At 45.0% G+C, this 25,367-nt stretch carries 21 protein-coding genes and 1 pseudogene; 10 read left to right on the top strand and 12 right to left on the bottom strand.

What is annotated here, in order from left to right:
* The first annotated feature begins 3 nt into the window (after nt 1-3).
* Both ACO0K1_RS10710 and ACO0K1_RS10705 read left to right on the top strand, forming a co-directional pair.
* Nucleotides 4-987: a YheT family hydrolase gene (locus ACO0K1_RS10710; protein ID WP_423025498.1), complete on the top strand. Its 984-nt coding sequence runs from the start codon at nt 4-6 to the stop codon at nt 985-987.
* A 12-nt stretch (nt 988-999) separates the two neighbouring features.
* Nucleotides 1,000-1,599, top strand: a complete 600-nt coding sequence (locus ACO0K1_RS10705; protein WP_423025496.1) for a DUF2946 family protein — start codon at nt 1,000-1,002, stop codon at nt 1,597-1,599.
* Between the two features lie 32 nt (nt 1,600-1,631).
* Here ACO0K1_RS10705 and ACO0K1_RS10700 read toward each other — a convergent pair whose 3' ends face one another.
* On the bottom strand, nt 1,632-3,170 hold the full coding sequence (locus tag ACO0K1_RS10700; protein WP_423025494.1) for a M48 family metalloprotease: 1,539 nt from the start codon (nt 3,168-3,170) through the stop codon (nt 1,632-1,634).
* A 361-nt stretch (nt 3,171-3,531) separates the two neighbouring features.
* Here ACO0K1_RS10700 and moaC point away from each other — a divergent pair, with 361 nt between their 5' ends.
* Nucleotides 3,532-4,047, top strand: coding sequence for a cyclic pyranopterin monophosphate synthase MoaC (gene moaC / locus ACO0K1_RS10695; RefSeq protein ID WP_423025492.1), 516 nt, complete (start codon nt 3,532-3,534; stop codon nt 4,045-4,047).
* A gap of 65 nt (nt 4,048-4,112) precedes the next feature.
* Here the strand turns inward: moaC and ACO0K1_RS10690 are convergent, their stop codons facing one another.
* Both ACO0K1_RS10690 and tfpZ read right to left on the bottom strand, forming a co-directional pair.
* Complete coding sequence (locus tag ACO0K1_RS10690; protein ID WP_423025490.1) at nt 4,113-5,861, bottom strand: Wzy polymerase domain-containing protein; 1,749 nt, start codon at nt 5,859-5,861, stop codon at nt 4,113-4,115.
* A 183-nt stretch (nt 5,862-6,044) separates the two neighbouring features.
* Entirely contained in the window at nt 6,045-6,815 is a 771-nt protein-coding gene (tfpZ, locus tag ACO0K1_RS10685; protein ID WP_423025488.1) for a TfpX/TfpZ family type IV pilin accessory protein, read from the bottom strand.
* Between the two features lie 1,041 nt (nt 6,816-7,856).
* On the opposite strand from tfpZ, the gene ACO0K1_RS10680 reads away from it, so the two are divergent.
* Together ACO0K1_RS10680 and ACO0K1_RS10675 are read left to right on the top strand one after the other, a co-directional pair.
* Nucleotides 7,857-8,288, top strand: coding sequence for a pilin (locus ACO0K1_RS10680; RefSeq protein WP_423025486.1), 432 nt, complete (start codon nt 7,857-7,859; stop codon nt 8,286-8,288).
* A 210-nt stretch (nt 8,289-8,498) separates the two neighbouring features.
* Nucleotides 8,499-12,230, top strand: coding sequence for a fused MFS/spermidine synthase (locus ACO0K1_RS10675; RefSeq protein WP_423025484.1), 3,732 nt, complete (start codon nt 8,499-8,501; stop codon nt 12,228-12,230).
* 199 nt (nt 12,231-12,429) lie between these two features.
* Here ACO0K1_RS10675 and ACO0K1_RS10670 read toward each other — a convergent pair whose 3' ends face one another.
* Both ACO0K1_RS10670 and ACO0K1_RS10665 read right to left on the bottom strand, forming a co-directional pair.
* Nucleotides 12,430-13,032, bottom strand: a complete 603-nt coding sequence (locus ACO0K1_RS10670) for an FHA domain-containing protein (protein WP_423025482.1) — start codon at nt 13,030-13,032, stop codon at nt 12,430-12,432.
* Nucleotides 13,033-13,062: 30 nt separating this feature from the next.
* Entirely contained in the window at nt 13,063-13,869 is an 807-nt protein-coding gene (locus ACO0K1_RS10665) for a Stp1/IreP family PP2C-type Ser/Thr phosphatase (protein WP_423025480.1), read from the bottom strand.
* A 21-nt stretch (nt 13,870-13,890) separates the two neighbouring features.
* Here ACO0K1_RS10665 and ACO0K1_RS10660 point away from each other — a divergent pair, with 21 nt between their 5' ends.
* Nucleotides 13,891-14,067, top strand: coding sequence for a hypothetical protein (locus ACO0K1_RS10660; RefSeq protein ID WP_423025478.1), 177 nt, complete (start codon nt 13,891-13,893; stop codon nt 14,065-14,067).
* 267 nt (nt 14,068-14,334) lie between these two features.
* Here ACO0K1_RS10660 and sucD read toward each other — a convergent pair whose 3' ends face one another.
* The 5 genes from sucD to recA form a co-directional block, all read right to left on the bottom strand.
* Nucleotides 14,335-15,216: a succinate--CoA ligase subunit alpha gene (gene sucD / locus ACO0K1_RS10655; RefSeq protein ID WP_423025476.1), complete on the bottom strand. Its 882-nt coding sequence runs from the start codon at nt 15,214-15,216 to the stop codon at nt 14,335-14,337.
* An 18-nt stretch (nt 15,217-15,234) separates the two neighbouring features.
* Nucleotides 15,235-16,419: an ADP-forming succinate--CoA ligase subunit beta gene (gene sucC / locus ACO0K1_RS10650; protein WP_423001364.1), complete on the bottom strand. Its 1,185-nt coding sequence runs from the start codon at nt 16,417-16,419 to the stop codon at nt 15,235-15,237.
* Nucleotides 16,420-16,450: 31 nt separating this feature from the next.
* Nucleotides 16,451-17,047 (bottom strand): DUF2889 domain-containing protein, encoded by a 597-nt coding sequence (locus ACO0K1_RS10645; protein ID WP_423025474.1) that lies wholly within the window; start codon nt 17,045-17,047, stop codon nt 16,451-16,453.
* Nucleotides 17,048-17,690: 643 nt separating this feature from the next.
* Nucleotides 17,691-18,146, bottom strand: a complete 456-nt coding sequence (recX, locus tag ACO0K1_RS10640; RefSeq protein WP_423025472.1) for a recombination regulator RecX — start codon at nt 18,144-18,146, stop codon at nt 17,691-17,693.
* 222 nt (nt 18,147-18,368) lie between these two features.
* Nucleotides 18,369-19,415: a recombinase RecA gene (recA, locus tag ACO0K1_RS10635; protein WP_423025470.1), complete on the bottom strand. Its 1,047-nt coding sequence runs from the start codon at nt 19,413-19,415 to the stop codon at nt 18,369-18,371.
* Between the two features lie 281 nt (nt 19,416-19,696).
* Between recA and ACO0K1_RS10630 the strand changes: the two are divergent.
* The 4 genes and pseudogenes from ACO0K1_RS10630 to ACO0K1_RS10615 all read left to right on the top strand — a co-directional run.
* A pseudogene (locus ACO0K1_RS10630) lies at nt 19,697-20,251 on the top strand (IS6 family transposase); the annotation flags it as partial.
* Nucleotides 20,252-20,303: 52 nt separating this feature from the next.
* Nucleotides 20,304-20,819 (top strand): hypothetical protein, encoded by a 516-nt coding sequence (locus ACO0K1_RS10625; protein ID WP_423025468.1) that lies wholly within the window; start codon nt 20,304-20,306, stop codon nt 20,817-20,819.
* Nucleotides 20,820-20,968: 149 nt separating this feature from the next.
* The gene (locus ACO0K1_RS10620) at nt 20,969-21,667 is read left to right on the top strand and encodes an IS6 family transposase (RefSeq protein ID WP_423025466.1); all 699 of its coding nucleotides are present in this window, start codon (nt 20,969-20,971) and stop codon (nt 21,665-21,667) included.
* Nucleotides 21,668-22,108: 441 nt separating this feature from the next.
* Nucleotides 22,109-22,885 carry a hypothetical protein gene (locus tag ACO0K1_RS10615; RefSeq protein WP_423025464.1) on the top strand — a complete coding sequence of 259 codons (777 nt, stop codon included), beginning with the start codon at nt 22,109-22,111 and terminating at the stop codon, nt 22,883-22,885.
* Between the two features lie 29 nt (nt 22,886-22,914).
* Here ACO0K1_RS10615 and ACO0K1_RS10610 read toward each other — a convergent pair whose 3' ends face one another.
* Both ACO0K1_RS10610 and ACO0K1_RS10605 read right to left on the bottom strand, forming a co-directional pair.
* The gene (locus ACO0K1_RS10610; RefSeq protein ID WP_423025462.1) at nt 22,915-24,081 is read right to left on the bottom strand and encodes a HoxN/HupN/NixA family nickel/cobalt transporter; all 1,167 of its coding nucleotides are present in this window, start codon (nt 24,079-24,081) and stop codon (nt 22,915-22,917) included.
* Between the two features lie 151 nt (nt 24,082-24,232).
* Complete coding sequence (locus ACO0K1_RS10605; protein ID WP_423025460.1) at nt 24,233-24,502, bottom strand: hypothetical protein; 270 nt, start codon at nt 24,500-24,502, stop codon at nt 24,233-24,235.
* Nucleotides 24,503-25,367 lie beyond the last annotated feature (865 nt).

The raw sequence follows: 25,367 nt of genomic DNA, 5'->3' as shown, positions 1-25,367 counted from the left end.
AGCATGAAATATCAGTCTCCACGCTGGCTGCCCGGTGGTCATCTGCAAACCATTTATCCCGCTTTATGGATACCCAAGCCTGACGTCAATTTTCGGCGCGAACGGTGGACAACGCCTGACGATGATTTTATCGATATTGATTTTGTCGATGGACAAGCAGGTAAACCAATGGTGGTACTGTTCCATGGTTTAGAAGGTTCGAGTGGCAGTCATTACGCGCGTGCGTTGATGGCTGCCATACAGGCACGCGGATGGTCGGGAGCAATTCCGCATTTTCGCGGCTGCTCAGGAGAACTCAATCAGGCACCGCGTTTTTATCACTCGGGCGATTCCCATGAAATTAACTGGATACTTCGTCGTCTAAAAACACAGCAAAATCAACAAAATCAGCAAAATCAACAAAATCAACAACATGCTGAACCTGCTTTTTTTGCGGCAGGCGTTTCTCTTGGTGGTAATGCATTATTGCGTTGGTTAGGCGAATCACAACATCAGGCAGAAATCGTCAATGCTGCCTGCGCCATTTCAGCGCCACTCGATCTGGCACAAGGCGGCGCCTCGCTATCCAGCGGCTTCAATATGCTCTACACCCGCATGTTTTTAAAAACCTTGAAACCAAAATGCTTGCAAAAGCTTGATCAATTTCCTGGCTTGTTTGACAGGAATCGCTTGCTGGAAGCAAAAAATCTCTATGATTTCGATAATGTCGTGACGGCTCCCTTGCATGGTTATCTCGATACAGATGACTATTGGTACCGTGCTAGTGCTCGCCACGTACTTCAAGATATTACGTTACCGACCTTAGTGCTGAATGCTAAAAACGATCCATTCTTACCGGGTCAATATTTACCGCAAACGGCCGCTTCCTGTGTGACACTCGAGTACCCGCAACACGGTGGCCATGTGGGATTCGCCTCCGGCCACGCACCTGGTAGCCTGACGTGGTTGCCAGAAAAAATTCTGCACTTTTTTGATCAGGCCTTGTGATGGAGAAGCATTATGGATGAAATCGTCAAAGCGGCCATGGCAAAATGGCCGAATGTCCCACATTGTTACGGCTGGCTTGCCCTTGATCCGCGTGGGCAGTGGCGTATGCGTGACGAGCGTTGTCAGAAGTTAAACCTGCCCGGCGATATCATCCGGCACCCTACTCTGATCGACTTTATCAATCGCAATTATCAATGTGATGGCAGAGGTTGCTGGTATTTTCAAAATGGCCCACAACGAGTTTATGTCGATCTGGCGGCGACACCCTATATCGTCCATACCACGACGAATGGTCTGCAATTACATACCAATCAAGCCATGCCCAAAGTGACGGCTGTCTATTTTGACGCCAGCGGAAACATGATGCTTGCTGGCGAAAAAGTTTTGGCGCTGGTGGACGATAGAGATTTGCCGACAATGTTGAATCATCTAAATATAAATGGTCGCCAAGCGACTGATGAAGAACTTTTGGTCTGGCTAGAAACTTCAGACCATCGTCCTGCATTAGAACTCAATTTTAAACAAACACCAGACGATCAAATCATAGTACAGAAACATAGCTTAGCTGAACTCATGACGGCGTATGGCTATAGTACAAAACCTTTACCATAAACGATGTAAAAAACCACCAAAGATCTCAAGAGTTAACGTCGTTTCCGCTCTTCAGCAAGCTCTTCCTTATGACTTTCTTTCCAATCCCTTTCGTTCGCATCGATAACCGATAATTCATAATAACCAGCATCTTTTTCACGCCGGGCAATATCCAACTGCTGCAATGCGGCGCCCCACTTATTCTGAATTGCTAAAGCGTCAGCCAACGCAATATGTTGCAAAGACTGCTTTCCTTGCACCTCATAGACTTTAGCAAGCAATTTCTGTAATTTGGCGTCTTGCCGATACATGATAATTTGGTCTCGCAAAAAAATACCAGCGACTTCTTCATTTTTCGCGTAGAGCAAAGCATCGACATATTGATACACGAGTCCACGCGACAGCGGCAAACGCTGTATCGCTTTTTGTGCCTCATTGCTGGCCAGGTCAAATTGCTTGCTGCCTATCAGAATGTCGATGTCCAGACTATCAAAGGCACTCGTGAATTCAAGAACATGCCGTTGCGCCGCCGACGCGGCAACTTGCGCTTTCACTTGCGTCAATAATTCACGTGCTTTGACAAAATCAAGCTGCTTGCATGCAACAAAGGCCAAGCCATACTTTGCAGCGATCTGATCCTCCTCTCGCTCAGACTTAACTTGGATTTCAAAGAGTTGTTTTGCATCCATTAACCCTTGTACGCTCGAGTCTTGTAGTACGCGGACACGGGACTTCATTAAAAAAAATTCTAAGCCATCAGCCCGCTGCTTGTAGCGCAATCCCTGCGTCCGTACTTGCATGTCGGCAATGCGTTCACTGGTCAAAGGATGGCTACGCAAAAATTCGGGTGCATTATCAGTGTAATTGCGGGTTGATGCTTGCAAACGTCCAAAAAAAGTCACCATGCCTGTCGTATCAAAACCAGCTTCCTGCAAAATTTGGAATCCGACACGATCAGCCTCGCGCTCTGCATCACGACTAAAATTGAGTTGCTTTTGAATGGCAATTCCTTGCCCACCAGCCGCTACCGCAATCGCTGCATCCGGGCTGGAACGCGCAGCCAACATTGCTAGCGCTAAGGCAACCATGGGAATATACGAATCAAATTTTTGACTCGTCAGCATGCGCGCAATATGTCGCTGCGCGACGTGTCCAATTTCATGCCCAATAACTGATGCCAATTCTGATTCTGTTTGCGCCGTCAAGAGTAGCGCTGTATGCAAACCAATGAAACCGCCCGGGAAAGCAAACGCATTAAGAACCGGATCACGAACCGCGAAAAATTCGAAATTATAAGCAGCCTCGCCTCGCGCGTCTGGATGTGCATCCAATAACTGGTTACCCAATCGATTCAGGTACTCTGAGACCGGGCCATCATCGATGTAATCCGGATCAGCGCGCACGATCGTCATTATCTGCTCACCAAGCTTACGTTCAGCTAGTGGCGATAAATCTTCCCGTGATGTATCTCCAAGACTTGGCAAATTCTGGGTCGCAGGCGACGATTGCGACGATGCTTCAGGAGCGTAACTGGTGGCCAGCAATAGGATTGCCATCACCACAGATTTCAATTTTTGTCTCGATTTCAGCATCAATTCATATCTTTCTGGCCGACGGGAAAACAACAGAAAAAGTTGTAGGACTTGGGAAAATCTATCCATTGATATTGTCGTTCCAGACCGGACTTGTCGTAAAGTCGTAAGGTTTTAACGTCGCAAGGTCTTAACGTCGTAAGGTCCTAACGTCGTAAACCGCAGTTTCTTAGTGCCTTTGTCGCTACGCTCGCTGCTGAAGAACCTAACAATGCCACGAGTGTATTTCCAGGAGGCTCGAGTTTGTTTAGCCAAACCTAAGCAAGTTTACTTAAGTCCTCGTTTTTTTGTGACGGTGCTATGATGTCTGCTGACAACGTTCGTTCCAACATTCTCCAACTTTCCTTCTGATGTTACATTCATGACAAAAGATTCATCACCAACTCAACTAACCCATTTTGACCAACAAGGTCAGGCGCACATGGTTGACGTCGCCGCCAAACAAGATACCCACAGAACAGCGATCGCCTGTGGGGTGATCCGTATGAAGGCAGAAACGCTGGCGATCATTACTGAGGGTACCGCAAAAAAAGGGGACGTGTTAGGTATTGCCCGAATTGCGGCCATTATGGCAGCCAAACGCACAAGCGATCTGATCCCACTTTGCCATCCACTCGCACTCACCAGAGTCCATGTTGATTTTAGCATCACCACCGAAACCAACACCATACAATGTCAGGCACAAGTGGAAACGGTCGGCAAAACCGGCGTCGAAATGGAAGCGCTCACCGCCGTGCAAGTCGGCTTACTGACCATCTACGATATGTGCAAAGCCGTTGACAGAGGGATGGTGATGAGCGATATCCGCGTTCTGGAAAAGCATGGTGGTAAATCAGGCGATTGGGTGAGTTTAATTGATCAGCAAGATCACAACTAAATCAATAAAGCATGCGAAAAAGAACACCGCGTCACCGCTATTGAGGCGACGCGAAAACCGCTCGATCAGGGGGCATTACGTTGAGGAATGTGCGCAAAAACTGCGTTATATCGTGGATCTAAGGCGCCCTTAGCGTGCCAGTAATCATAGTATTCTGGATAAACTTCGGTGTGTAATTTCTGCAAGGTGGTCATCTCTCGAGCAGCTTTTTTCGGTTCACCGTTAAGTACATTAATTTCAGCAAGCTTATTCAAGATATGAACAAAGCCAAAACGAGGAGTCCATTTTTCCATATAGCCAATCTCTTCGATGGACATCCCTTCGCGCGGCTCGATTTGCATTAATTCAAAGTAATCAAAAAATTGCGGGTAAAGCGTAAAAGCCGGTTTTTGCAATTTCTTCAACCCAGCTGCAGACGGCGTTGGCTCCCATCGCAAGACATTAAATCCGCTGACCACACGCTGATAATCCCAAGTCATCAATGCCATTGTCGCAAAGGCAACCGCAACCATAGACAGCACGAACAATGGGCGCACATCAATCGTATTGGTCTGCCAGCGCATTTGGTGTTGCATGCCCATTAGCATCGCGACAGGTAATAAGATATACGCATACCACAGAGGGAATTCGACCATACTATGAACTAAGGCAGCCAATAAACACATGGTAGAAAATTGCAGCGCCAAATTTTTTCTTGCCACCATGAAGGTCTGCCAAAACCACCATAAAAAAGCACCTGAAAAAATCAGTGTCAGCGGCCAACCAGTTTCCGCTGCGAAATTGAGAATTAAATTATGCGCATGTTCAGCATAGGTCGACGATGGCAGATCTGCCGCGATGTTGACCTGTTCAGCACCGAAACCAAACCAACCGACGCCGCGCCACGGATGCGATTGCGCGATAGACCAAGCCTGCAACCACAAACCTTTACGCTCCGAGCGACCACCAACATGTTCCGCCACACTACCACCCGCCATTCCCACCGATGCAGTAATCAACGGCAATAAAAAAACGATAGAAAAATACAACGCAAGTAATACAACAATCGCGCCTTTATCGTTTCTGGATGATTCTTTGCCCTGCGTAATCAACATGAATGTGAACAATGGAATGATGATCCAGCCAATTCTGGATTGCGTCAGAGCAATGCCGATGAGAATGCAGAATGCCAACACAAATGCTTGCGGACCGGACAAATTATTTTTTTGTCGAAGTAAGCAGATTGCCGCCAACGAAAAACAAAATAACAATGCTAATTGATTTGGTTGTGCAAGATTGGCATAGGGTCGACCTAACGTATGTGTAAATGGTACATACATCACAATCGGCGATGCATCGAGCCCGGCAACCTGTATTAGCTGCATTACAAACGACACTAGGCCGGCAAGCATAAATACGCTGGCAATTGACAAACAAAAGTCTTCGCGTCCTTGTTCTGTGACCGTGAGCGTCGCCCCTAAAATAAAGGCCGCACCCATCAATATAAAATATTGCGCAGGGATCAACGCATCAAACCATGCTGTTCGATGCGGTGAACAAACATCCAGCAACAGCACCAATAACATCACGCCAGGAAATACGATCAACGCTGGCATCTGTATTTTCATTTTTTCACGAAAAGACAAGCAAGCAAGCGCAGCGAATGCCAATAACAATCCTGTTATTGAACTCAACTCGTGATAAAGACTTCTTAAAGGATGCACATGCCACGGCAATAAATAGGACAACAACATACCTGCGCCAAGCAGCGCATACACCACATCAGTCCCTCGACGAGTTCCCTTTGATATGACATCCCACTTCCATGAACCCATCGTCATTCACCGCAATCAATATAAATCGAACCTTAAAAACAATGTGCCTCACCTCTGCAAATAAGATAGGCCACACTCAAAACTCAAAACTCAAAACTCACCAAGCACCAAGCATCAAGTACCCAGCATCAAGTACCTTATGATTAAGCTGCGCAGATGAAAAAGGGGCATCCGTAATTGGCATCAGAAATAGCCTTCCAAAGGCAAGAAACCGATAATTTTTCCAGTTTCACCGTTCACCAACACAGTCCACACCAGGCGTCTGGAGACCAACGGCATAAACCGGGTCGTTTCCCGTGTCAGCCCAGCTTGACTGATCATGTCGTCAATCAGCTTGGTCGACGTCGGATATTGCTTCAACAAGCGATCCAAAGGCTTAGCAGCTTTCAGTACTTCTTTTTCTTGCCCCTCAAATGGCACCCAAAAACTCGGACGCGTCCCGACATCGGCACCACTGAGCGCTCCCATGATGGCATTGTATCTTTCTGCTTCGGTAGGCTGGCGCGTGCTCATTAGCACAGGACCGGTCATCGACAAGTCTCTAAACTGAGGTAGGGCGTTGGGTAACTCGTCAACCTGAACTTCAATATTAGTAACAACCCGAAACCTTTGTCCGCCCTCAAAAACAAGCGCGACTGGCCGCGCAATGTAGACGGTATGAGCGCCGTAAGTTAATGCGGCCAATTGAACAAACCCAATGACAAATAAATCACGTGCCAACACCGCTCTCTTTTTTGAAGTGTCAAAGACCACGAAAGTCAGCAATGGACCCAAAACGATATCGACAGAACAAACCAGGACCAATAAGTTCAAACCGCCACAGATCTTGTCGTAGGGTACGGGATACCATACAAAAAAAACAACTGCAGCTACGATCGCTGCAATCGCAGCAGAAAGAGTCAAATGGATCGCGCCTGCTTTTAAACGAGATTGAAGATTGAATTTGCCTGACATGATATTTAAAAAAATAAATTTGTTTGCGCCCCGTTGTCATTCGTACGGTTTCGGAGAAGTCTAATAATTTAATCTGCAAAAAAACTGGCAAGCTTATCAATGAGATACCACTGCCAGTCAAATTATAAAGCCGAGACATTATCGCCATAGGCAACGAAACGTCAATCCTTGTAGATAATAATCACCAAATTTATGACGAAGTAGCGATGTAGAGCTCCTGTATACAAGGACCTGTTTATACGGGCCGATTATACGAGCCTATCTATACGGGCCTATCTATACGAGCCTATTTCTACGAGCCTGAATATAGGGACCTATTTATACTTACCTATTTATACTTACCTATTTATACGCAATGATCTATCAGCACCACTTTCAACGATATAGATCCCACTTAGTATCGTTGGGTGTCTGTGATGTTGTCGCGACAACATCGGTTACGGTCAAAACTTGATTGCAATGAAATTATCAAAAAACAAACCGTGCTGCAGATTGTAATTTAACCCAAATCAAACATGGCTTGCTGCACGATTTATTTTGCGCGCAAATTAAAAAACCAACGTTTCCTATGCGGCTCGTGTCATCTTTGTTGACAACTACCGATCGTTACGTCCCTAATCTTAGCGATATCCAATGGTAATAGATCAAATTACGATTAAAGCGCATATTTCTTCTGGCGCTTGAGAGTTCGTGGCTTTGGAGTAAATTTGCATAAGTCTTAAAAAAGTCCTCCCGTATTTTAGCGGCAGAATATGGCATTTCTTGCTTTCCAGTGCTGCCAAATTTTGTCACCTCAAAAATATTGACGTTTTTTGTCAGTCAAATTTTGGCGATTTGAGATAATTTCGCCGATAGTGAGCTGTGTCTGATATAAAATTATCATCAATATATTCAGGTACAGGAGTGAAACAAGGTTTTTTGCAGGCTGAATTAGCTTTTTTGTCGATTTAATTGGTTATTCCTGGTTTCTAATTTCGTTTCTGGCACGCTTAATGCTTAAGAACGTTTGTAGTTCATTCCCTATCATTCAAGGAGTTTTAAATGAAAATCACTAAAAGCATCTCAACTCAAGTACAAAAAGGTTTCACACTGATCGAATTGATGATCGTTGTTGCGATTATCGGTATTTTGGCAGCTGTTGCATTGCCAGCATACAAAGACTACACAGTACGCGCTAAAGTTTCTGAGGTGATTTTGGCTGCTTCTGCTGGTAAAGATGCTGTTGCTGAGTTCTTCGGCGTAAACAATGCATTGCCAGCTACAACATCCTTGACCCTGGCATCCCAAACAACTAAGTATGTTCAAAGTGTTGCTTGGAATGGTACAGCGATCGTTGCAACAGCATCTACTTCTGAAGCTGCAATGTCTGCCGGTACTATTGTTTTGACACCATCTTCCTCTGGTGTTGGCCAATTGAATTGGACATGCACAGGTACAATCGCTACTAATTATTTGCCAGCAAGCTGCAAATAATTTTTGCCTGTTGTGCAAAAAAGCTCCGAATTTCGGAGCTTTTTTTATTTCTAGTCGATTTGCTGTTCTGCAACGATCATCCAAGGCGTATTTCGTACGCGACTGTCGAATTTAGTATCATGTTATTTCAATCATTAGTTTCAATCATTAATTTCGACAAATTTTAATCAGCTGACTACAATCCACATTACAATCCACATTACAAACCACATGAATCAATCAGGTGTAAAAGCGTATCTCGATGCAAAAAATATAGCCTTGTTTGGCTTTTTTTTATTAATTCTTGGAGCGATGTTAGACCTGAACACGCTTCCATTTAAACAATTTCTTAGCGCTGCGATACCGCTTTTTCATGGGCATTTGTTTGATGTTTTTAAATCGTATTCGGGTATTTTTTTCATCCTATTTTTTTTCACTCGACCTGCAAAAAAATATGTCTTGTTTGTAATCGTAACAGGCGTCATAAGCTCAGTATTGGTCAGCATTTTCTGGGCGGAGACAGCATTCTTTCAATGGCAAACGTCCAGTATTGGCGAAAATTTCTCTTCTTTTATTGCATTCACATCAGTACCAGCTCTTCTGACATTATTACTAAGAATCACTTCACGAATAAAAACGACTGAGAGTGTTAATTACGAGAGAAATTTACGTCAGTTGTTTATCCTGATTTTACTGCTCATTGCCATTCCGCCCTGTGCATTAGAATTGGAGACGAGTTTTCATCCAGTCGTCATGGATTTTTTTGCCATGCGATGGGACGCGGCAGCACATCTGAACATCACTTCTTGGATTTTTCACACAGTCAATCTCATCCCGGGACTTTCTCAATTAGTCCAGTTAGCTTATAGCTACACCCATCTCGGTTTCCTTTGTGTTGCCATTTCTCAGCTCAATGGTTTTCCCAAACAAACCGCATCGGGCGCTAAAACATGGGTCATCATTTCAGCATGTGCATTGCTTGCCTATAATTTCTTTCCGATTACCGGGCCACGCTATATTTTTGGATCGGAACACTACGTCGATTTGCTTAATAGTTTAACCAACTATCCTCATAGTACCGTGGCAGGTAGCACCGCACCTCGAAATGGCATGCCCTCAATGCATTTTGGCTGGATGCTTGCCTCGACAATTCTTTGGTGGCGTACCGGAAGTGCTTGGTGGACAAGATTTTTATTCATTTTGGCAACCACGCTGACAGCGATTGCAACGATTTATCTTGGTGAGCATTACGTTGTTGATTTAATCGTTGCCGTCCCTTTTACCTTAGCTGCAATCGCACTTTGTACTCATACCGTTAGTTGGTCGCACATAGAAAGAAAATGGACTGTCATTACTGGCTTTTTAACCTGGTTCGTCTGGGTAATAGTACTACGCGAATTCGTGCCATTTGCTGAACAGCATCCGTGGTTTTGTTGGCTCATGAATGGATCAACCGCCATCGTAGTTATTTTCCAGAGTATTGCCATCAATCGCTTCAAGCATCTCGCCGAATTACGACTAAGCGATGAATCGATCAACATGCCGACCACGTCTACTTTTTTCGGCACATTGAAAAGTAAAGTAAGCGCAATGTTTTTTGCCTCTGGGGCAGCAGCATTAATCTATCAAGTGTTATTTGCCAAAACTCTGGCACTTGCGTTTGGTAGCACGTCGACCGCCACGTTAACGGTTCTGGGAACGTTTTTGGGTGGAATGGCAATCGGTTCCTTTTTTGGTGGCAAGTTTGCCAGTCAAACGAAGCGACCACTTTTTGCCTATTCCATCATCGAAGGCTTGATTGCCATTTACTGCATCGCCACGCCGACGCTATTCCATTTGACCCAGACAATTTATGTAAGCCTGGCAACCGGGATAGCCCCTGAAGCACCCTTCCTATTGCTATTGCGAGTGTGCCTTGGCGGTCTGGTCTTAATCATCCCCACCGTGTTAATGGGGGCAACGTTGCCATTACTGGCACAAGTGCTTCAAGTTGAAACCCAAAGAATCGGAGCAAAAATCGCCTTACTTTACCTGGTCAACACCGCAGGAGCGACGTTTGGCGCCCTTCTTTGTGGTTATCTGCTGATTCCAGCATTTGGCATCATTAACACAACATTGTTTGCGGCATTGCTCAATTTCTTAGTGGCATTAGGTGGCTTAGATCTCAATAAGAAAATCTCTTCCTCTCCGGTACTGAATAAGATCTTTGATGAGAAATCAATCACATGGCCCACTGGCGTCGTCGCACGGTTGGTGCTCACCAGCTTATGTGTTGGTGGAATACTGTCTTTGGGGCTCGAGGTCGTCTATGTACATATGCTCTCTATCATTGCTGGTAATAGGGTTTATGCATTCAGTTTAATGCTGGCGACGTTTCTGGCCGGGCTTTCGATAGGTGGTTTCATCATAAAAAATCAACTTGAACGAAAAGAAGCAGAATCCCTGGCCTGGCTCGCCTACTGTTTTATGGGTCTGGCGCTCAGCACTGCAGGAAGTATCTATTTTTGGAATACGATGCCCGCCTACTTTGCCAGTTTTGCGGGTTTTTCGCCGGTCCATAGCTTCACGGCACGCGAAGCTATACGTGGGATGGTTTGTGCCTTGATCATGTTGCCGCCGACGATGTTTATCGGCGCCGCCTACGTGCTTGGCATGGATATTATTACGCATCTCGCCCCCGATGGTCAGATCCGCGTATTAGGATTGGCCACCGCATTAAATACCGTCGGCAATATCGTTGGCGTTCTGCTGTTCGGGTTCTTTTTGCTACCTTTAATGGGTGGTCTCAGATCGATTCATTTAATCGCCTTCATCTCATTAGTACTTTCCGCGTTGATTCTTAGTTTCAGCAAATTGGTCACAAAAAAGCAGCCTGGTTTATTACTCGGTGCCTCTGCAATTGTCATCGTGCTTAGCATTCAGATGCCACTGAATTACCAGGCACTTAGTTCGGGCAGTAACGTTTATTTTGCACCGCAAGTAATTGGTAACGTCATTGATCACGCTGAAAGCATCGATGGAGGTTTAACCTCAGTGACGCAAGCAAGCGATTCCGGTACAACAACTTTGCTAACTAACGGAAAATTTCAGGGTAACAATGCTTGGGATGGAGAAATGAAGGCGCAAATTGGTTTCGCTTTTGTGCCGCTTATGCATCAAGAACAACGGCGCCGTGCTTTGGTGATCGGTTATGGAACAGGTGCGACGAGCCGCGTATTCCATGACGCCGGTTTTAAAGAGCTTGATATTGCCGAATTGAGTAATGATGTCGTGACGATGGCGAACAAACATTTTAGCGACGTCAATCAAGGCGTTTCTAATTTACCTCATGTTCATCTCCATGTAACCGATGGACGCAATCTGCTTCTACTTGCTCCACGTGAGCTGCAATACGATGTTGTTAGCCTTGAAATTTCGTCCATCTGGTTTGCAGGAGCCGCATCCTTATATAACCAGGAATTTTATCAACTGGTAAAAGCTCACTTACAGCCAGGCGGCATACTGCAGCAGTGGGTGCAACTTCACCATTTGGATCCAACCGACATACTGAGTATTATCAGCACGGTCCGGTCTGAGTTTACGTTCGTAAGTTTGTACCAAATAGGTGGCCAGGGAATTTTGATTGCATCGAATGATCCGCGTCACAAAGAGGCGAATGCAACAGCGCTTTATCGTATGCAGCAAAGCCTTCCGCTGACAAATCTTTTGCAACGTGCAAGACTATCGATGGATCAAATAAAAGAAAGTAGGGAGTTAACGAGTGAAGATATTGATCACTACCTCGCTAAAGTCGGCATTGATCCAGCCTTATGGATTTCTAACGATAATAACGTCCGACTCGAATATTCAACGCCAAAACGAAATGGCAACAACTCAATCACTAGCTTTACAAAAAATATGGAAATACTGCGACAATTTCGCGCTGAGCCTGTGCAGTTAACAAAACCCGTTGCTAAGCCATGACTTGCTGCTGGCATGTCAGGTAATCTGTCAGGTAATCTGTCAGGTGATCTGTAAGGATTCAGCAGAACAGATTGGGGATCCTGCTGCTTTTGCGAAGGTCTCGTGAGGATGTATCGTCGAACACCATATCGAACAAGGCGCAACAAATGCATCCCTGCGGATTACCACCCAAGGATGCAGCGCCTGATCGACCTCATTATCATTTATTTCCTGCCAAAAATTGCATCTTAGTCGACATCAAATCGATAACATCCCCATGCGCCAGAATCGTTTTAGCAAGAATCTCATTATCATTAATTTTCGGCTTGCTCGTGCCTTCGACATGAGAAATGGAGTAATGATCGGCGTGTTTGGCGATGGCAATGACTTGTACCCCGGGGCTACCGATGGTGGTAATGGGTTTGGTCAGCAATAATTCTTTGCCTGCATTATTACCATTCATTACCTTGATTTTTGCTGGGCCCGAGAGTGCATTATCACCATCAGGATTTGCAATGGACTTGACCTGTGCACTTTTTTCGACTTGGAAACGCAGTTTGTATTTACCAATATCAATCACGTCGTCATGCTGCAACAAATGTTTTTTTACCGGCTGACTGTTCACCATGGTGCCATTGGTGCTCCCCAGATCCAAAATAAAAGACCCGTTGGGAGTTGTATCGATGGCGGCATGCTGCCCGCTCACCGTAAGGTGATCGATGACAATATCATTTCCCGGACGCCGACCTATGGTCATCCGCGATTTGGTAATACTCACTTCTTGTTGTATCAAACCATTAAAGGTGACGATGATTTTCGCCATAAATCTCTCATAAATTCAATGTAAGCAAAACTACCGAACCATTAGACGTTGCAGCCAGGAAAGATTGCGGATCGCATGGACTTTAAATAAAACAACCGACGTGTTATCAACACCACCGGCCGCATTTGCATTGGCTACCAATGCCTTAGAACATAAAGATAAATCATCTGAACTATGTTGCAAGATAAGCTGAATTTCATCATGGCTAAGCATATCGGTCAATCCATCTGAGCATAGCATGTACAAATCTTGCTCTTTTAAGTCGTGGGTATGCAATTCGACGCTCACGGATTCCTGCGTGCCCACAGCTCTTGTGATTAAATTCTTAATCGATGAAAATCTGGCTTGCTCTTCTGTGACCAATCCCGCATCAAGCTGTTCCTGCAAAACAGAGTGATCATGGGTTAAACATGTCAGTTTATTATCGCGAAAACGATACGCTCTGGAGTCACCCACATGCGCCAACAATAATTTATCCTGCGAACAACATGCCAACACCACGGTGGTTCCCATGCCATAACATTCAGCATTGGTTTGCGAAGAATACAAGACATGGCGGTTCGCCAGTTCTATCGCATCGACCATCCAACGTGATAACTTCAGCCGCGGTAAGCCCAACTTTGTCAACCACGCTGTATCGAGTTTTGAGCACAGATAATCGGCAATTACCTGGGTAGTCATCGCGCTGGCAACCTCGCCAGCTCTGTAGCCGCCCATGCCATCAGCCAGAATCGCACAACCATAATCAGCGCAAACCACGATTGCGTCTTCATTATGTTCCCTGACACACCCGGTGTCCGAGAGTGCTGCAAATTCTAGTACGTGCTCGTTAGACATCGATAATTGTTCAAAGCGCCAATGAGATTTGTTGATGGGAATAAAAATAGTGGCTCACCGGACGCGTATGTGTCTGGACTTTTCCCGAACAGCAAACGACTGCCGCATGTGGATACCGGATCAAACTACCTGATGCATGCGACTGTAGCGCAAACCATCGATTTATTATTTATGGGACGCCAGCAACCTAAGTCTTAAATAAAATGCATAAAAAGTAGACCGCATTCAATATCGTCGCAGGGTGTTCAGCATCGCCCTGGGTGATTCAACGTCTTTCTACTTAAAGCACATCGAACAACCGCTATTCTTGATTGACATCTTAAATTTGACTCAAGCTTAACATTAAGAAAATCAGTTTGCACAGATATCCAACGAAGCAAACAATACAGCAATAAAAAAGCCGCGTTTTCCGCGGCTTTTTACTGGTTTTTTGTTACTTATTAGCAACTTAACATAGAAGCCAGATTACAGCATCGCTTTCAACAAACGCGCCATTTCGGACGGGTTTTTCGTTGCTTTGATACCGCACTCTTCCATGATATCCAGTTTTGCTTGTGCAGTATCTGCACCACCAGAGATCAGAGCACCTGCGTGGCCCATGCGTTTGCCCGGAGGCGCTGTAACACCAGCGATGAAACCAACAACAGGTTTCTTCATGTTGTCACGTACCCAGTAGGAAGCATTCGCTTCGTCTGGACCACCAATTTCACCGATCATGATTACAGCGTCTGTATCTGGATCATCATTGAACATCTTCATGATGTCGATGTGTTTCAGACCATTGATCGGATCGCCACCGATACCAACCGCGGAAGATTGACCCAGACCCAGCGCAGTCAATTGACCCACTGCTTCATAAGTCAATGTACCAGAACGGGAAACCACGCCGATACGACCCTTACGGTGGATATGGCCAGGCATAATACCGATTTTGATTTCGTCTGGTGTGATCAGACCTGGGCAGTTAGGGCCGAGCAATTTTGTTTTGCTGCCAGCTTTCGCCATGCGGTCTTTTAACATCATCATGTCACGAACAGGAATACCTTCTGTAATACAGATAGCCAGATCGAGTTCTGCTTCAACCGCTTCCCAGATCGCTGCGGCTGCGCCTGCTGGTGGAACGTAGATCACGGAAACTGTCGCGCCTGTCGCTGCTTTAGCTTCAGAAACGTTAGCAAAAATTGGAATGCCTTCGAAATCTTCGCCAGCTTTCTTTGGATTCACGCCAGCAACGAAACATTCTTTGCCGTTCGCGTAATCGCGGCACATACGTGTATGGAACTGGCCAGTTTTGCCAGTGATACCTTGGGTAATGACTTTAGTGTCTTTATTAATCAGGATGGACATATTGATTCCTTGCGATAATTAAGCGTGAGCTGCGGCAGCGGCAACAACTTTCTGCGCTGCTTCTTCCATCGTGTCAGCAGAGATGATTGGCAGACCAGAGTCAGCCAACATTTTCTTGCCGATGTCTTCGTTAGTACCCTTCATACGTACAACCAGAGGCACTTTCAAAGAAACTGCTTTAGATGCAGTAATCACGCCTTCAGCAATCACGTCACAACGCATGATGCCGCCGAAAATGTTCACCAGGATGGCTTTCAAGCCTGGGTTTTTCAACATGATCTTGAACGCTTCAGTCACTTTTTCTGCTGTTGCACCGCCGCCAACGTCCAGGAAGTTCGCTGGTTCGCCACCGAACAATTTGATCGTATCCATCGTTGCCATCGCCAAGCCAGCACCATTCACCAGGCAACCGATGTTACCGTCGAGAGAGATGTAAGCGAGGTCAAATTTAGACGCTTCGATTTCTGCTGGATCTTCTTCATCCAGATCGCGGTAAGCAACGATTTCTGGTTGACGGAACAAGGCGTTCGCGTCGAAGTTGAATTTCGCATCCAGAGCGATGACTTTGCCGGAGCCAGTCAAGATCAATGGGTTGATTTCAGCTAAAGAGCAATCTGTTTCCATGAAGGCTTTGAACAAACCTTGCAATTGAACGCGCGCATCAGCGATAGAGCCTTCTGGCACACCAATTTTACGAGAAATATCGTCGGCTTCCGCATCTTGCAGACCAGCGCTTGGATCGATAGCGATGGAATGAATCAGTTCTGGATGTTTTTCCGCGACTTCTTCGATGTCCATACCGCCTTCAGACGATGCCATCAATACAACGCGTTGGCTGATACGATCAGTTACCATACTCACGTACAGTTCTTTAGCGATATCAGCACCTTCTTCGATCAACAAGCGACGAACTTTTTGACCTTCTGGGCTAGTTTGGTGTGTGACCAATTGCATACCCATGATCGCATCAGCGTATTCACGCACTTGCTCCAAAGATTTTGCAACTTTAACGCCACCACCTTTACCGCGACCGCCGGCATGAATCTGCGCTTTGACGACCCAGACTGGTCCGCCCAAGGTTTCAGCCGCTTTCACTGCTTCTTCAACGGACAAGCATGGGATACCGCGTGGTACGGTCACTCCGAATTTACGGAGGATTTCTTTACCCTGATACTCATGGATTTTCATACGACTTCCCTTCAGACACTGAGGTATAAATAATTAAACAAACAAACTAGCTGGGTGATTTTGCGTCAGGCGAAGGTTTCGCCCAACGCGGGTAATACTGAACAACGGCTGGCCCGTCAACACGCAAGGCGTGGCAACGGTCAAGCTGGAAAGGTTGTTGAGTCTGGGTTGCATTGCCAGCGTGATCGCTGGCGCTATCGCGGGTATCAATGACATCGCCGGCAAAGGCCTGGATCGCCGCGGTTGGCAAAATTTGTGCAAGTTCGGTCAGATGCGTACAGCCATGAATACCTGCAAGTCGTTCTTTAACGCCCTGGCGGAACTGCTTAAGCAGGTTTAAACCAATTAATTTTTTGTAATCCGGTGCGATTGATTCGCAGTATCCTGGATATGGGACAGCATCGGAACTAGCTTCAACATCGACAACCTGCAGTTGTAGATTGACCGTCACACGAATATGTAAATCGTGCAAAGCTTGCCCCTGAGGACGGACACCTGACGCGAGTTTAATATCGCGCGTCTTATGATCGGTGATATGGGCGTCAAAATCCCACAGGCCGTCATCACGAGCAAACGCGGCTATGCTGATAGCACGCGTGTGTTTCAACGTGCGGGAAATTGTCGGTGGTGATAAGGGCATCATGCCTTGCTGGCGGCTAATTCAGTATAAAAGAGCCACAATTGCGCGTCGTTACCGCAGCTTCTACGATAACAGCCGCTCCTGCGGCGCTGCAAAAAACCTTCGAATTCTAGCACAGCTAAAACATGAACTCACCAAAAGCGGTCATTTTTTGCATTTCTATAGAACAAACTCAGGCATTAAAGGGCAAAAAAATGCATTTTCATTGCCACTTTGACTCTAAATTTGGTGGAATTGGAATGAAATAGCGTAACCTGAGAATTTGGGTTTGGATTGTTTTTTGGTTTGTATCTTATGCGCTTTTGACAAAACAATTTGAGTGACGCAGAGATAGAATCAGAAAGTATCTTTGTTTGAGCGCTGGGAGTTCAGATCCTCTCCCAATTTTTTGGATCGCACAAATAGTGCCGAAAGGCAGTGACAGCGCCCGAAGGGCACGATGTCAGCATTGTCATTTTTGCTTAATTTCTGAATTTGATTAAGCGACGTAAAGTAAGGTAGATAGCCACCGGGCCAAGCCCCACGTGGTCGCACGAGGGGCAATCCCACAAATAACAAAAAAATTGGCGGATTGCGCGACCCTACAGCTCTTTTAAACAACTTAGCTGGCGGCATGCCCTCGCCCTACGCAATCGGCTATATATTACTACTTAGCGTCCTCCCGAGGCATCTTCATCGCCTGCTGAATCGCCTTCCCAGAAAATCCCCTTTGCTGCAAAAATCGACTTTGTTTCATTCTCTCTTCATGATCTGCTGGCGCTTGCGGAAACTTACGATGTAGCACAGCCACCGCCCTCTCCAACTCAGTTTCAGATAGCTGCTCTTTTACCCGCTGAATCTCGACACTATCCAACTGATGCGTTTGCAACTCCGCCAGAATGCGCTGATTACCAAAGCGGGCAGAACGACGATTCACCAGCGAATCAGAAAATCGTTCTGCGGACATAAAGTTAGATGACTCCAGCCAATTCAGCACCGCCTCAACTTCCTCGGGCTCGTCAGCATAAGGTGATAACTTTCTGGTCAGCTCAACCCGACTGTGTTCACGCATCGACAAATACCGCAACGCACGCCCTTTGAGACTTAATTTTTGTTTAATCATAGCAATTATGTCAACGGATACAGAACAAACTTGGCATTCGCATTATTTAAACACCCTCTGTAAAATAGGGTCCCTTAGCAAAGTAAGTTCGTATGGGGTGCTTCTTGTATTGAAATACAAAAACAAAAGCCGACAATTTCAGCTTGTTGTATAGCTGTAAATTATCGGCTTTTACGTAAGTCGACGAGAATCAAAAAACGTTCACCGTCGATCACAATTTAACTACGCTGCAGCATCGGCACTCAATGCTGGTAACAAAGGGACGCCAAGATGTTCGCGTACTTTATTCTCTATTTCATGCGCCAACTGTGGTCGTTCTTTCAGGAAATTACGTGCGTTGTCTTTACCCTGACCGATACGTTCGCCATTGTAACTATACCAGGCACCCGCTTTTTCAATGATCTTGGCATCGGCACCCAAATCAAGGATTTCACCTTCACGGGAAGTGCCTTCTCCATAAAGAATATCAAAGTGAGCTTCTTTAAACGGTGGCGCTACTTTATTCTTAACGACTTTGACTTTCGTTTCATTACCCACAACTTCGTCGCCAGACTTAATAGAGCCTGTACGGCGAATATCCAGACGAACGGACGCATAGAACTTCAATGCGTTACCGCCAGTTGTCGTTTCCGGGCTACCGAACATCACGCCAATTTTCATACGAATCTGGTTAATGAAGATCACCAGCGTATTCGTACGCTTAATACTGCCCGTCAATTTACGCAATGCTTGCGACATCAGACGCGCTTGCAAACCAGGTAAAGAATCACCCATATCGCCTTCAATTTCAGCACGCGGTGTCAACGCTGCAACCGAGTCAATAACGACAAGATCGACACTACCAGAGCGCACTAAAGCGTCAGTAATCTCTAAGGCTTGTTCGCCAGTATCTGGTTGAGAAATCAACAATTCATTTAAATTAACGCCAAGCTTTTGTGCGTAACCAACGTCCAACGCATGTTCCGCATCAATAAATGCACAAGTACCACCAATTTTTTGCATTTCAGCAATAGCTTGCAAAGTCAGCGTGGTTTTACCTGATGATTCCGGGCCGTAAATCTCAACAACACGCCCACGTGGCAAACCACCGACACCTAATGCAATATCGAGACCTAAAGAACCTGTGGAAACAACTTGCACTTCTTCCACGACGGCACCATCGGCCATCCGCATGACCGATCCTTTACCAAATTGCTTTTCGATTTGTGCTAGCGCCGCAGCAAGCGCCTTGCTCTTTTCTGAGCTGTTGTCAGATTTCTTATCGTCCATACATTCTTTCATTCAATAAGCAGCCGGTGGAAAACAAACGCAGGGGTTAAATCCACGTTTTGCAGTACTGTATAAAAAAACAGTGATTTATGCAAGCGACTTTTTCAAAGTTATTGAAAATAAGACGAAGATTAGTGTCGAAATGTCGAAATTCACTTAACTCTGAATTTTGTTCAGCTAACTCTGAATTTTTTTGGATAATTCGATATGGTTCCGTCGCATTAGCTTTTTAAAAGCGAAATCGATTATGCTCAGCACCTTTTTAAAATTGATGCTCAGCCATGCTTGATACGAAACGAATGCGATTTCCATTAGAAATGATAGCCGTCTGTATTCGTTGGTATGCAGCTTACTCACTCAGCTACCGCCATCTCGAAGAAATGATGCAAGAACGAGGCGCCTTTGTTGACCATTCCTCCATCAACCGCTGGGCAATCCGGTTTCTGCCTCTGATCGAAAAAACATTCAGAAAATATAAACGCCCTGTTGGTAGCAGCTGGAAAATGGATGAAACCTCTATCAAGATCAATGGACAATGGAAATACTTGTATCGTGCCGTTGACCGTGAAGGACAAACCATCGATTTTCTGCTCACTGCTAAACGCGATAAAACTGCTGCCATGCGCTTCTTCGACAAAGCTATGCTTCTCAATGGCTTACCAGGAAAGATCGCCATGGATAAGAGCAGTGCAAATTAAGCAGCGATGGATCAGATCATCGAAGACAAGGGACTGAGCGCTATTGTAGGGCAGGTCAAATATCTCAATAATATGGTTGAGCAAGATCATCGTGTGATCAAGCGTATGACACGTCCGATGCTTGGGTTCAAGTCCTTTCTTCCATTATTAAGCGAAAAGAAATATGGTCTGAGCAAAAGGATTAAATAAAATGATAGCTTTTCTTGTGGCGGCAATTGTTTCGGGGACATCATACTGGAACGATCAGCTTGAATTTGGTGTTGATGTTCCGGTCAATGCTACTGTTTGCACTGGCTTGAGTGATGCCCCAGATCGGGGTGTCTACGTATTTCTCGATAATAAAGATAAATGCCCAGATTTGACAAAAACGAGTTTGTACGAGTACGTGGAAAAAGAAAGAATTTCTTCTATTTCAGTTGTTGCTTGGTCCAACTCGACAGAACAGTTTTCATCGACTCGTGATTTGGCCAAAGCATATTGCGGAAAATCGGATGGGAATTTATTTAAGAAAAATATTAAAGGTAAAATCGGCTGGTTTTGTGTTCCGAAAAGCAGAAAGGGCGCGATTTCTGGATTCTTCTTGCTGAATAAGGGGAGTGAAGAAGGAAGTGGCGTTAATCTTCAAATTGGCTTGAATGACGGTAGTAAAATTTCAAATAAGGAATATTGGAATTTAGTCAATAGTCTTACTACGTCAAAAAAATGATGATTGGTTTTGATATGCTTGTATGTGGCTTTGATGACTCTAATGGAATGGACGCCCTCTTTCAAACGGCATCGATGGGTTCCGTCGCATTAACTTTTTAAAAGCGAAATCGGTTATGCTCAGCACCTTTTTAAAATTGATGCTCAGCCATGCTTGATACAAAACGAATGCGATTTCCGTTGGAAATTATAGCCGTCTGTATTCGTTGGTATGCGGCTTACCCATTAAGCTATCGTCATCTCGAAGAAATGATGCAAGAACGTGGCGCCTTTGTCGACCATTCTTCTATTAACCGCTGGGCCATCCGGTTTCTGCCTCTGATCGAAAAAACATTTAGAAAGTATAAGCGCCCTGTCGGTCGCAGCTGGCGGATGGATGAGATCTATATCAAGATCAACGGGCAATGGAAATACTTCTATCGCGCCGTCGACAAAGAAGGACAAACCGTCGATTTCCTGCTGAGCGCCAAGCGTGACAAGGCAGCGGCCATGCGCTTCTTCGACAAAGCCGTACATAAAAACGGTCTACCAGATAAAATCGCCATGGATAAGAGCGGTGCAAATAAATCAGCGATTGATCAGATCATCGAAGACAAGAGATTGCACATTATTGTACGGCAGGTCAAATATCTCAATAATATGGTTGAGCAAGATCATCGTGGGATCAAGCGTATGACACTTCCTATGCTTGGGTTCAAGTCTTTTCGTGCTGCCAGAAATATTCTGGCCGGCATTGAACTTATGCACATGCTACGCAAAGGACAACTGAAGCTGGTCGGATGTGAGAACATGTCATTTGCAGACCAGTTCTATGCGTTGGCAGGCGTAGTCCGTCCAGCGATCACGTAAAAAGCGGTAAAGGCATCAACTCGCCTTTTTAAAAGTTAATGCGACGGACCCCCGCCAACCACCACAACACAAGTCTGCGACTTACGATACGCCTTCCTACAAGTAGAAATTACTTTGCTTAATTATTGATTTGACATATCAATCTACTCATTTAACGCAAATATACTATCATCCAAAAAATTCAGCGTTGTCCTAAGGTCGACAACAGAATACCTAAGCGCCACCCACGTAGGTATTTCCATCATTAAAGCAAAGTTGAATTACAAGACTATTGTGATAAAGTAAGTTTGAATCAATGAAGATGTTCGTAGCGTCTTGAAGTTGCTTGATGGACATCGGCCACAAATTTTTATGCAGCTTTAGCGTTTTATTTACCTTAAAAACGAACGTGTTTTTTAAGCTAGAAAGATGGCCTGATCGCACCATGAAGGAGTAACGGCAATGATTAAAAATCTAATGTGCGCTTTTTCGATTTCAATGTGCCTGGCGTCACAAATTGTATTGGGATGCGATGTGAACGCGCCACCTGATACGTCTCCTCTCAATACCGACCCTAATTTGCATGGTGTCGCCGTATTTTTACCGCTCATACTGGAACAGGCTGATCAAGGCCCCTTTGCTGATTTAATCAAGGTAATCAACAAGTATTATCCCGAAGGAAAAATTAGTATCACCATTAAACCCGTGAAAAGAATTTATTGGGATATTATCAATCGACGCGCGGATTTTGGTATGCCGACCATGAAGTTAAACGAATTACAAGAAGCAACTTTACCGACCCAGTTTTCCCATGAAGCATTAGGAAAAGTCACTTTCGTTGTCTATAGCAATAAAAATAACATCATAAAAAAAACCGATCTATTTGATAATCAGAAAGCGACCAATTTAAATATTGAAGCGCCACCAGTTAATTGGGGAGTTCCCGTTCACGCAGTCATCGCCCTTGAACAGTCGATGAAAAAATTAAATGCGGGGCACCTCGACGCAGTGATATGGGCGCAAGAAGAAGCCGATTACGAAATCAACAAATTACATCTCAATAATATTCACCGAGAATATTTTAATGATTATCCTGACATGTTTTTTATGTCTTGCAGTAAGCGCGGTGATTTTGTAAATCAAGCTTTAAGTAAAGCAATCAAAGCGGCCGCACTTAGCGGAGAGCTACAAAAAGCGCATGACAAGGTACATCGGTCATACGTCGACTGGCAACCTTAAAACAGCTGGCAATTCCTATAGCGCCGCCATCAATCGAAATGTTCATGCGAATGGACGATACCGTTTTCATGTATATGCAAATGCGTGTGCGATTTTTCTGGAAGAACTCTGGTATATCGTTGTTCGATTTTGCCAAACTTCCAGATCAATACTGATAGCAGCCACGCACAAAGAAAAATGCCAACAATGATGTAACCCAGCGCGCTAAATTCCAGGGCGCCTATCCAATCAAAAAATCGGCCGCGCAAAGATAAAATATCAATCAGAACCTGCAACAACTCCACGGTTCCAACGACCAATGCCACTGCAATAGATAAACTGGTCGTCGTAATGTTATAGAAAATCTTACGCAGCGGATTTACGAATGCCCAGTGATACGCCTTAGACATGAGTATGCCATCCGTGGTGTCCATCAGTGACATCCCAGCAGCGAAGAGAATTGGTAGCGACAGCACCGCAGGAATCGGCAAATTGCCGTTGGAGGCACCGGCAGTCATCGCAAGCAACCCGACTTCGGACGCCGTGTCGAAGCCAAGGCCAAACAACAATCCCAATGGATACATTTGCCAGCTATGAGTGATAATTTTTTGCAAGCGTCCACCCAACAAACGATTCATCAGGCCACGTTGCGCCAATAGATCTTCCAAGTGATGATGGCTATGCTGACCGCTTTTTGCCCCCTTCCATACCTGCAAAATATCTAACAGAACGAACAAATTAAGTACACCGATAACCCACAAAAATAGACCCGACACACTAGTGCCAATTAAGGCACCCATGCTTTTAAGTTGTGGCAACTCTGCTTTGACTGCCGTCGCTGCAAAGGTAATGAAAATGGCTAAAATCAATACAATCGTCGCATGCCCCAGGGAGAAAAAGAAACCAACCCCAAGCGGCTTTTTTCCTTGTTGTAAAAGATAGCGTACGGTGTCATCAATGGCGGCAATATGGTCTGCGTCAAATGCATGACGCAATCCAAACATATATGCAGCCATACCAAGTCCTAACATTGCTGGATATTCAGCGGTGTAATGTAAATACAGCCCCCACCCCAGTCCATGCAAAAATATAATAAAGCCATATAGACCTGCGAGCGAGAGCCATTCTTGCGTGGTGAAACGCACGCCGACGGCTTTTTTTCCGGGCTGAACCAGATGGGATTTTAAATACCCGGATGTACCGTTTCGCGTCAGCATCAACTACTCCATGAAAATCATTTATCTACATCAACACAGCGACACACTCAACCTCATCATCGCTATAGAGTGTTTGCAACATGAGGTACTTAGCAAATAGCGTACCATTATCAATATCAATATCAATATCAATATCAAGCAATCGTCCTATTTAAAAATGATAGTGCAGCGTCAATCTGCACTGCCTTGGCTCAACTGGATGTACAGTAATGCCATTTGGCACAACGAGGCTGTTCGGCATGACCCGATCATCTTGTTCGCAGACGATATCTTTGTCTTGACGACTAAAAACATTCAACACATCTAAGGTCGAGCGCAGCTTCAGCGAAAAAGTTTGTTCGACACGCAAGTTACTGACGATCGTTGAAGGCCCCCTGAGGTTGCCATCTTGAGACATGAGGTAAGAGCCAACGTAACGCATTAGTACCCGCCCCTACCACGCACCCAAATTGTGCATTGAAAGCCATACCAAGGCAAACTTACTCACCGCATTCGGAATACAACACGGTGGCAAATTATCTGCACAACATCATCAAGACGGCGGCGCAGATTATGATGTAGCAAAATTGCATCGTTTTATTGCAAAGTGAGAGTCTGGAAAAAAGATCGGTGATGGGCGTTGGGCGATCTGAGAATGGGGTGAGACTGCGCCAGTCAATTGGAAATTGAATTGGTGTTTGGTACCTTCGTCAGACTAGGCGTGCCAAAAATTCACGAAATTTCTTATGCAGAAAATCCCAACATTCAACTATTTATAAGGTATTTTTGTAAGGCGAAAAATTGATAATAATCGAATCGCTCAGGGGATATTTATGAGTGCTTGGCGCCACATTAAAACATCGTATAAGTTATCGCCGATTTTAATCACGTGATCAGGCGCTATCGACAAAAACAACGTTATTCAGCATATTTAAGTTTCACGTCATTTTTTCTACTTAGAAAGAAAATAGTTTACGCAGAAAAACAAAAAACATTTAACATAAAATATCGGTGAAATCTGAGTGTTAATTAATCAACTGATGAGACTGCTTGTTATTGAAAAACTTAACATCAGAATAAGAAATACATCAGTGAATGTGCATCAAATGGTCCGAATTAACGAATGTTGCATTAATGAATAGAATTAGCTATCTACTGCAATTTTTCTGTTCTCAACATGGGCGAATTCTAGGATGAAGTGCAATTTATGAACGGTACCGGTTAATGAGGGCAAGATGCGATAGCATTTGTGCCTTTTTGACCGGCCAGTCGAAATTGCATAATGAACTACACACATCTCACCCAAA

Source organism: Undibacterium sp. SXout20W (assembly GCF_049340285.1).
Lineage (GTDB): Bacteria > Pseudomonadota > Gammaproteobacteria > Burkholderiales > Burkholderiaceae_D > Undibacterium.
This window is presented reverse-complemented; position numbering and strand designations above follow the sequence as displayed.

What these genes read in the sequence shown, in the direction of transcription:
- ACO0K1_RS10690 (WP_423025490.1), bottom strand. Translation starts at nt 5,861, where the DNA reads ATGGGTTCATGGAAGTGGGATGTCATATCAAAGGGAACTCGTCGAGGG.
- recX (WP_423025472.1), bottom strand. Translation starts at nt 18,146, where the DNA reads ATGATTAAACAAAAATTAAGTCTCAAAGGGCGTGCGTTGCGGTATTTG.
- ACO0K1_RS10625 (WP_423025468.1), top strand. Translation starts at nt 20,304, where the DNA reads ATGATAGCTTTTCTTGTGGCGGCAATTGTTTCGGGGACATCATACTGG.
- ACO0K1_RS10670 (WP_423025482.1), bottom strand. Translation starts at nt 13,032, where the DNA reads ATGGCGAAAATCATCGTCACCTTTAATGGTTTGATACAACAAGAAGTG.
- ACO0K1_RS10675 (WP_423025484.1), top strand. Translation starts at nt 8,499, where the DNA reads ATGAATCAATCAGGTGTAAAAGCGTATCTCGATGCAAAAAATATAGCC.
- tfpZ (WP_423025488.1), bottom strand. Translation starts at nt 6,815, where the DNA reads ATGTCAGGCAAATTCAATCTTCAATCTCGTTTAAAAGCAGGCGCGATC.
- ACO0K1_RS10615 (WP_423025464.1), top strand. Translation starts at nt 22,109, where the DNA reads ATGATTAAAAATCTAATGTGCGCTTTTTCGATTTCAATGTGCCTGGCG.
- recA (WP_423025470.1), bottom strand. Translation starts at nt 19,415, where the DNA reads ATGGACGATAAGAAATCTGACAACAGCTCAGAAAAGAGCAAGGCGCTT.
- ACO0K1_RS10680 (WP_423025486.1), top strand. Translation starts at nt 7,857, where the DNA reads ATGAAAATCACTAAAAGCATCTCAACTCAAGTACAAAAAGGTTTCACA.
- ACO0K1_RS10645 (WP_423025474.1), bottom strand. Translation starts at nt 17,047, where the DNA reads ATGATGCCCTTATCACCACCGACAATTTCCCGCACGTTGAAACACACG.
- ACO0K1_RS10700 (WP_423025494.1), bottom strand. Translation starts at nt 3,170, where the DNA reads ATGCTGAAATCGAGACAAAAATTGAAATCTGTGGTGATGGCAATCCTA.
- ACO0K1_RS10710 (WP_423025498.1), top strand. Translation starts at nt 4, where the DNA reads ATGAAATATCAGTCTCCACGCTGGCTGCCCGGTGGTCATCTGCAAACC.
- ACO0K1_RS10705 (WP_423025496.1), top strand. Translation starts at nt 1,000, where the DNA reads ATGGATGAAATCGTCAAAGCGGCCATGGCAAAATGGCCGAATGTCCCA.
- ACO0K1_RS10605 (WP_423025460.1), bottom strand. Translation starts at nt 24,502, where the DNA reads ATGCGTTACGTTGGCTCTTACCTCATGTCTCAAGATGGCAACCTCAGG.
- ACO0K1_RS10610 (WP_423025462.1), bottom strand. Translation starts at nt 24,081, where the DNA reads ATGCTGACGCGAAACGGTACATCCGGGTATTTAAAATCCCATCTGGTT.
- ACO0K1_RS10660 (WP_423025478.1), top strand. Translation starts at nt 13,891, where the DNA reads ATGAGATTTGTTGATGGGAATAAAAATAGTGGCTCACCGGACGCGTAT.
- sucD (WP_423025476.1), bottom strand. Translation starts at nt 15,216, where the DNA reads ATGTCCATCCTGATTAATAAAGACACTAAAGTCATTACCCAAGGTATC.
- ACO0K1_RS10620 (WP_423025466.1), top strand. Translation starts at nt 20,969, where the DNA reads ATGCTTGATACAAAACGAATGCGATTTCCGTTGGAAATTATAGCCGTC.
- ACO0K1_RS10665 (WP_423025480.1), bottom strand. Translation starts at nt 13,869, where the DNA reads ATGTCTAACGAGCACGTACTAGAATTTGCAGCACTCTCGGACACCGGG.
- moaC (WP_423025492.1), top strand. Translation starts at nt 3,532, where the DNA reads ATGACAAAAGATTCATCACCAACTCAACTAACCCATTTTGACCAACAA.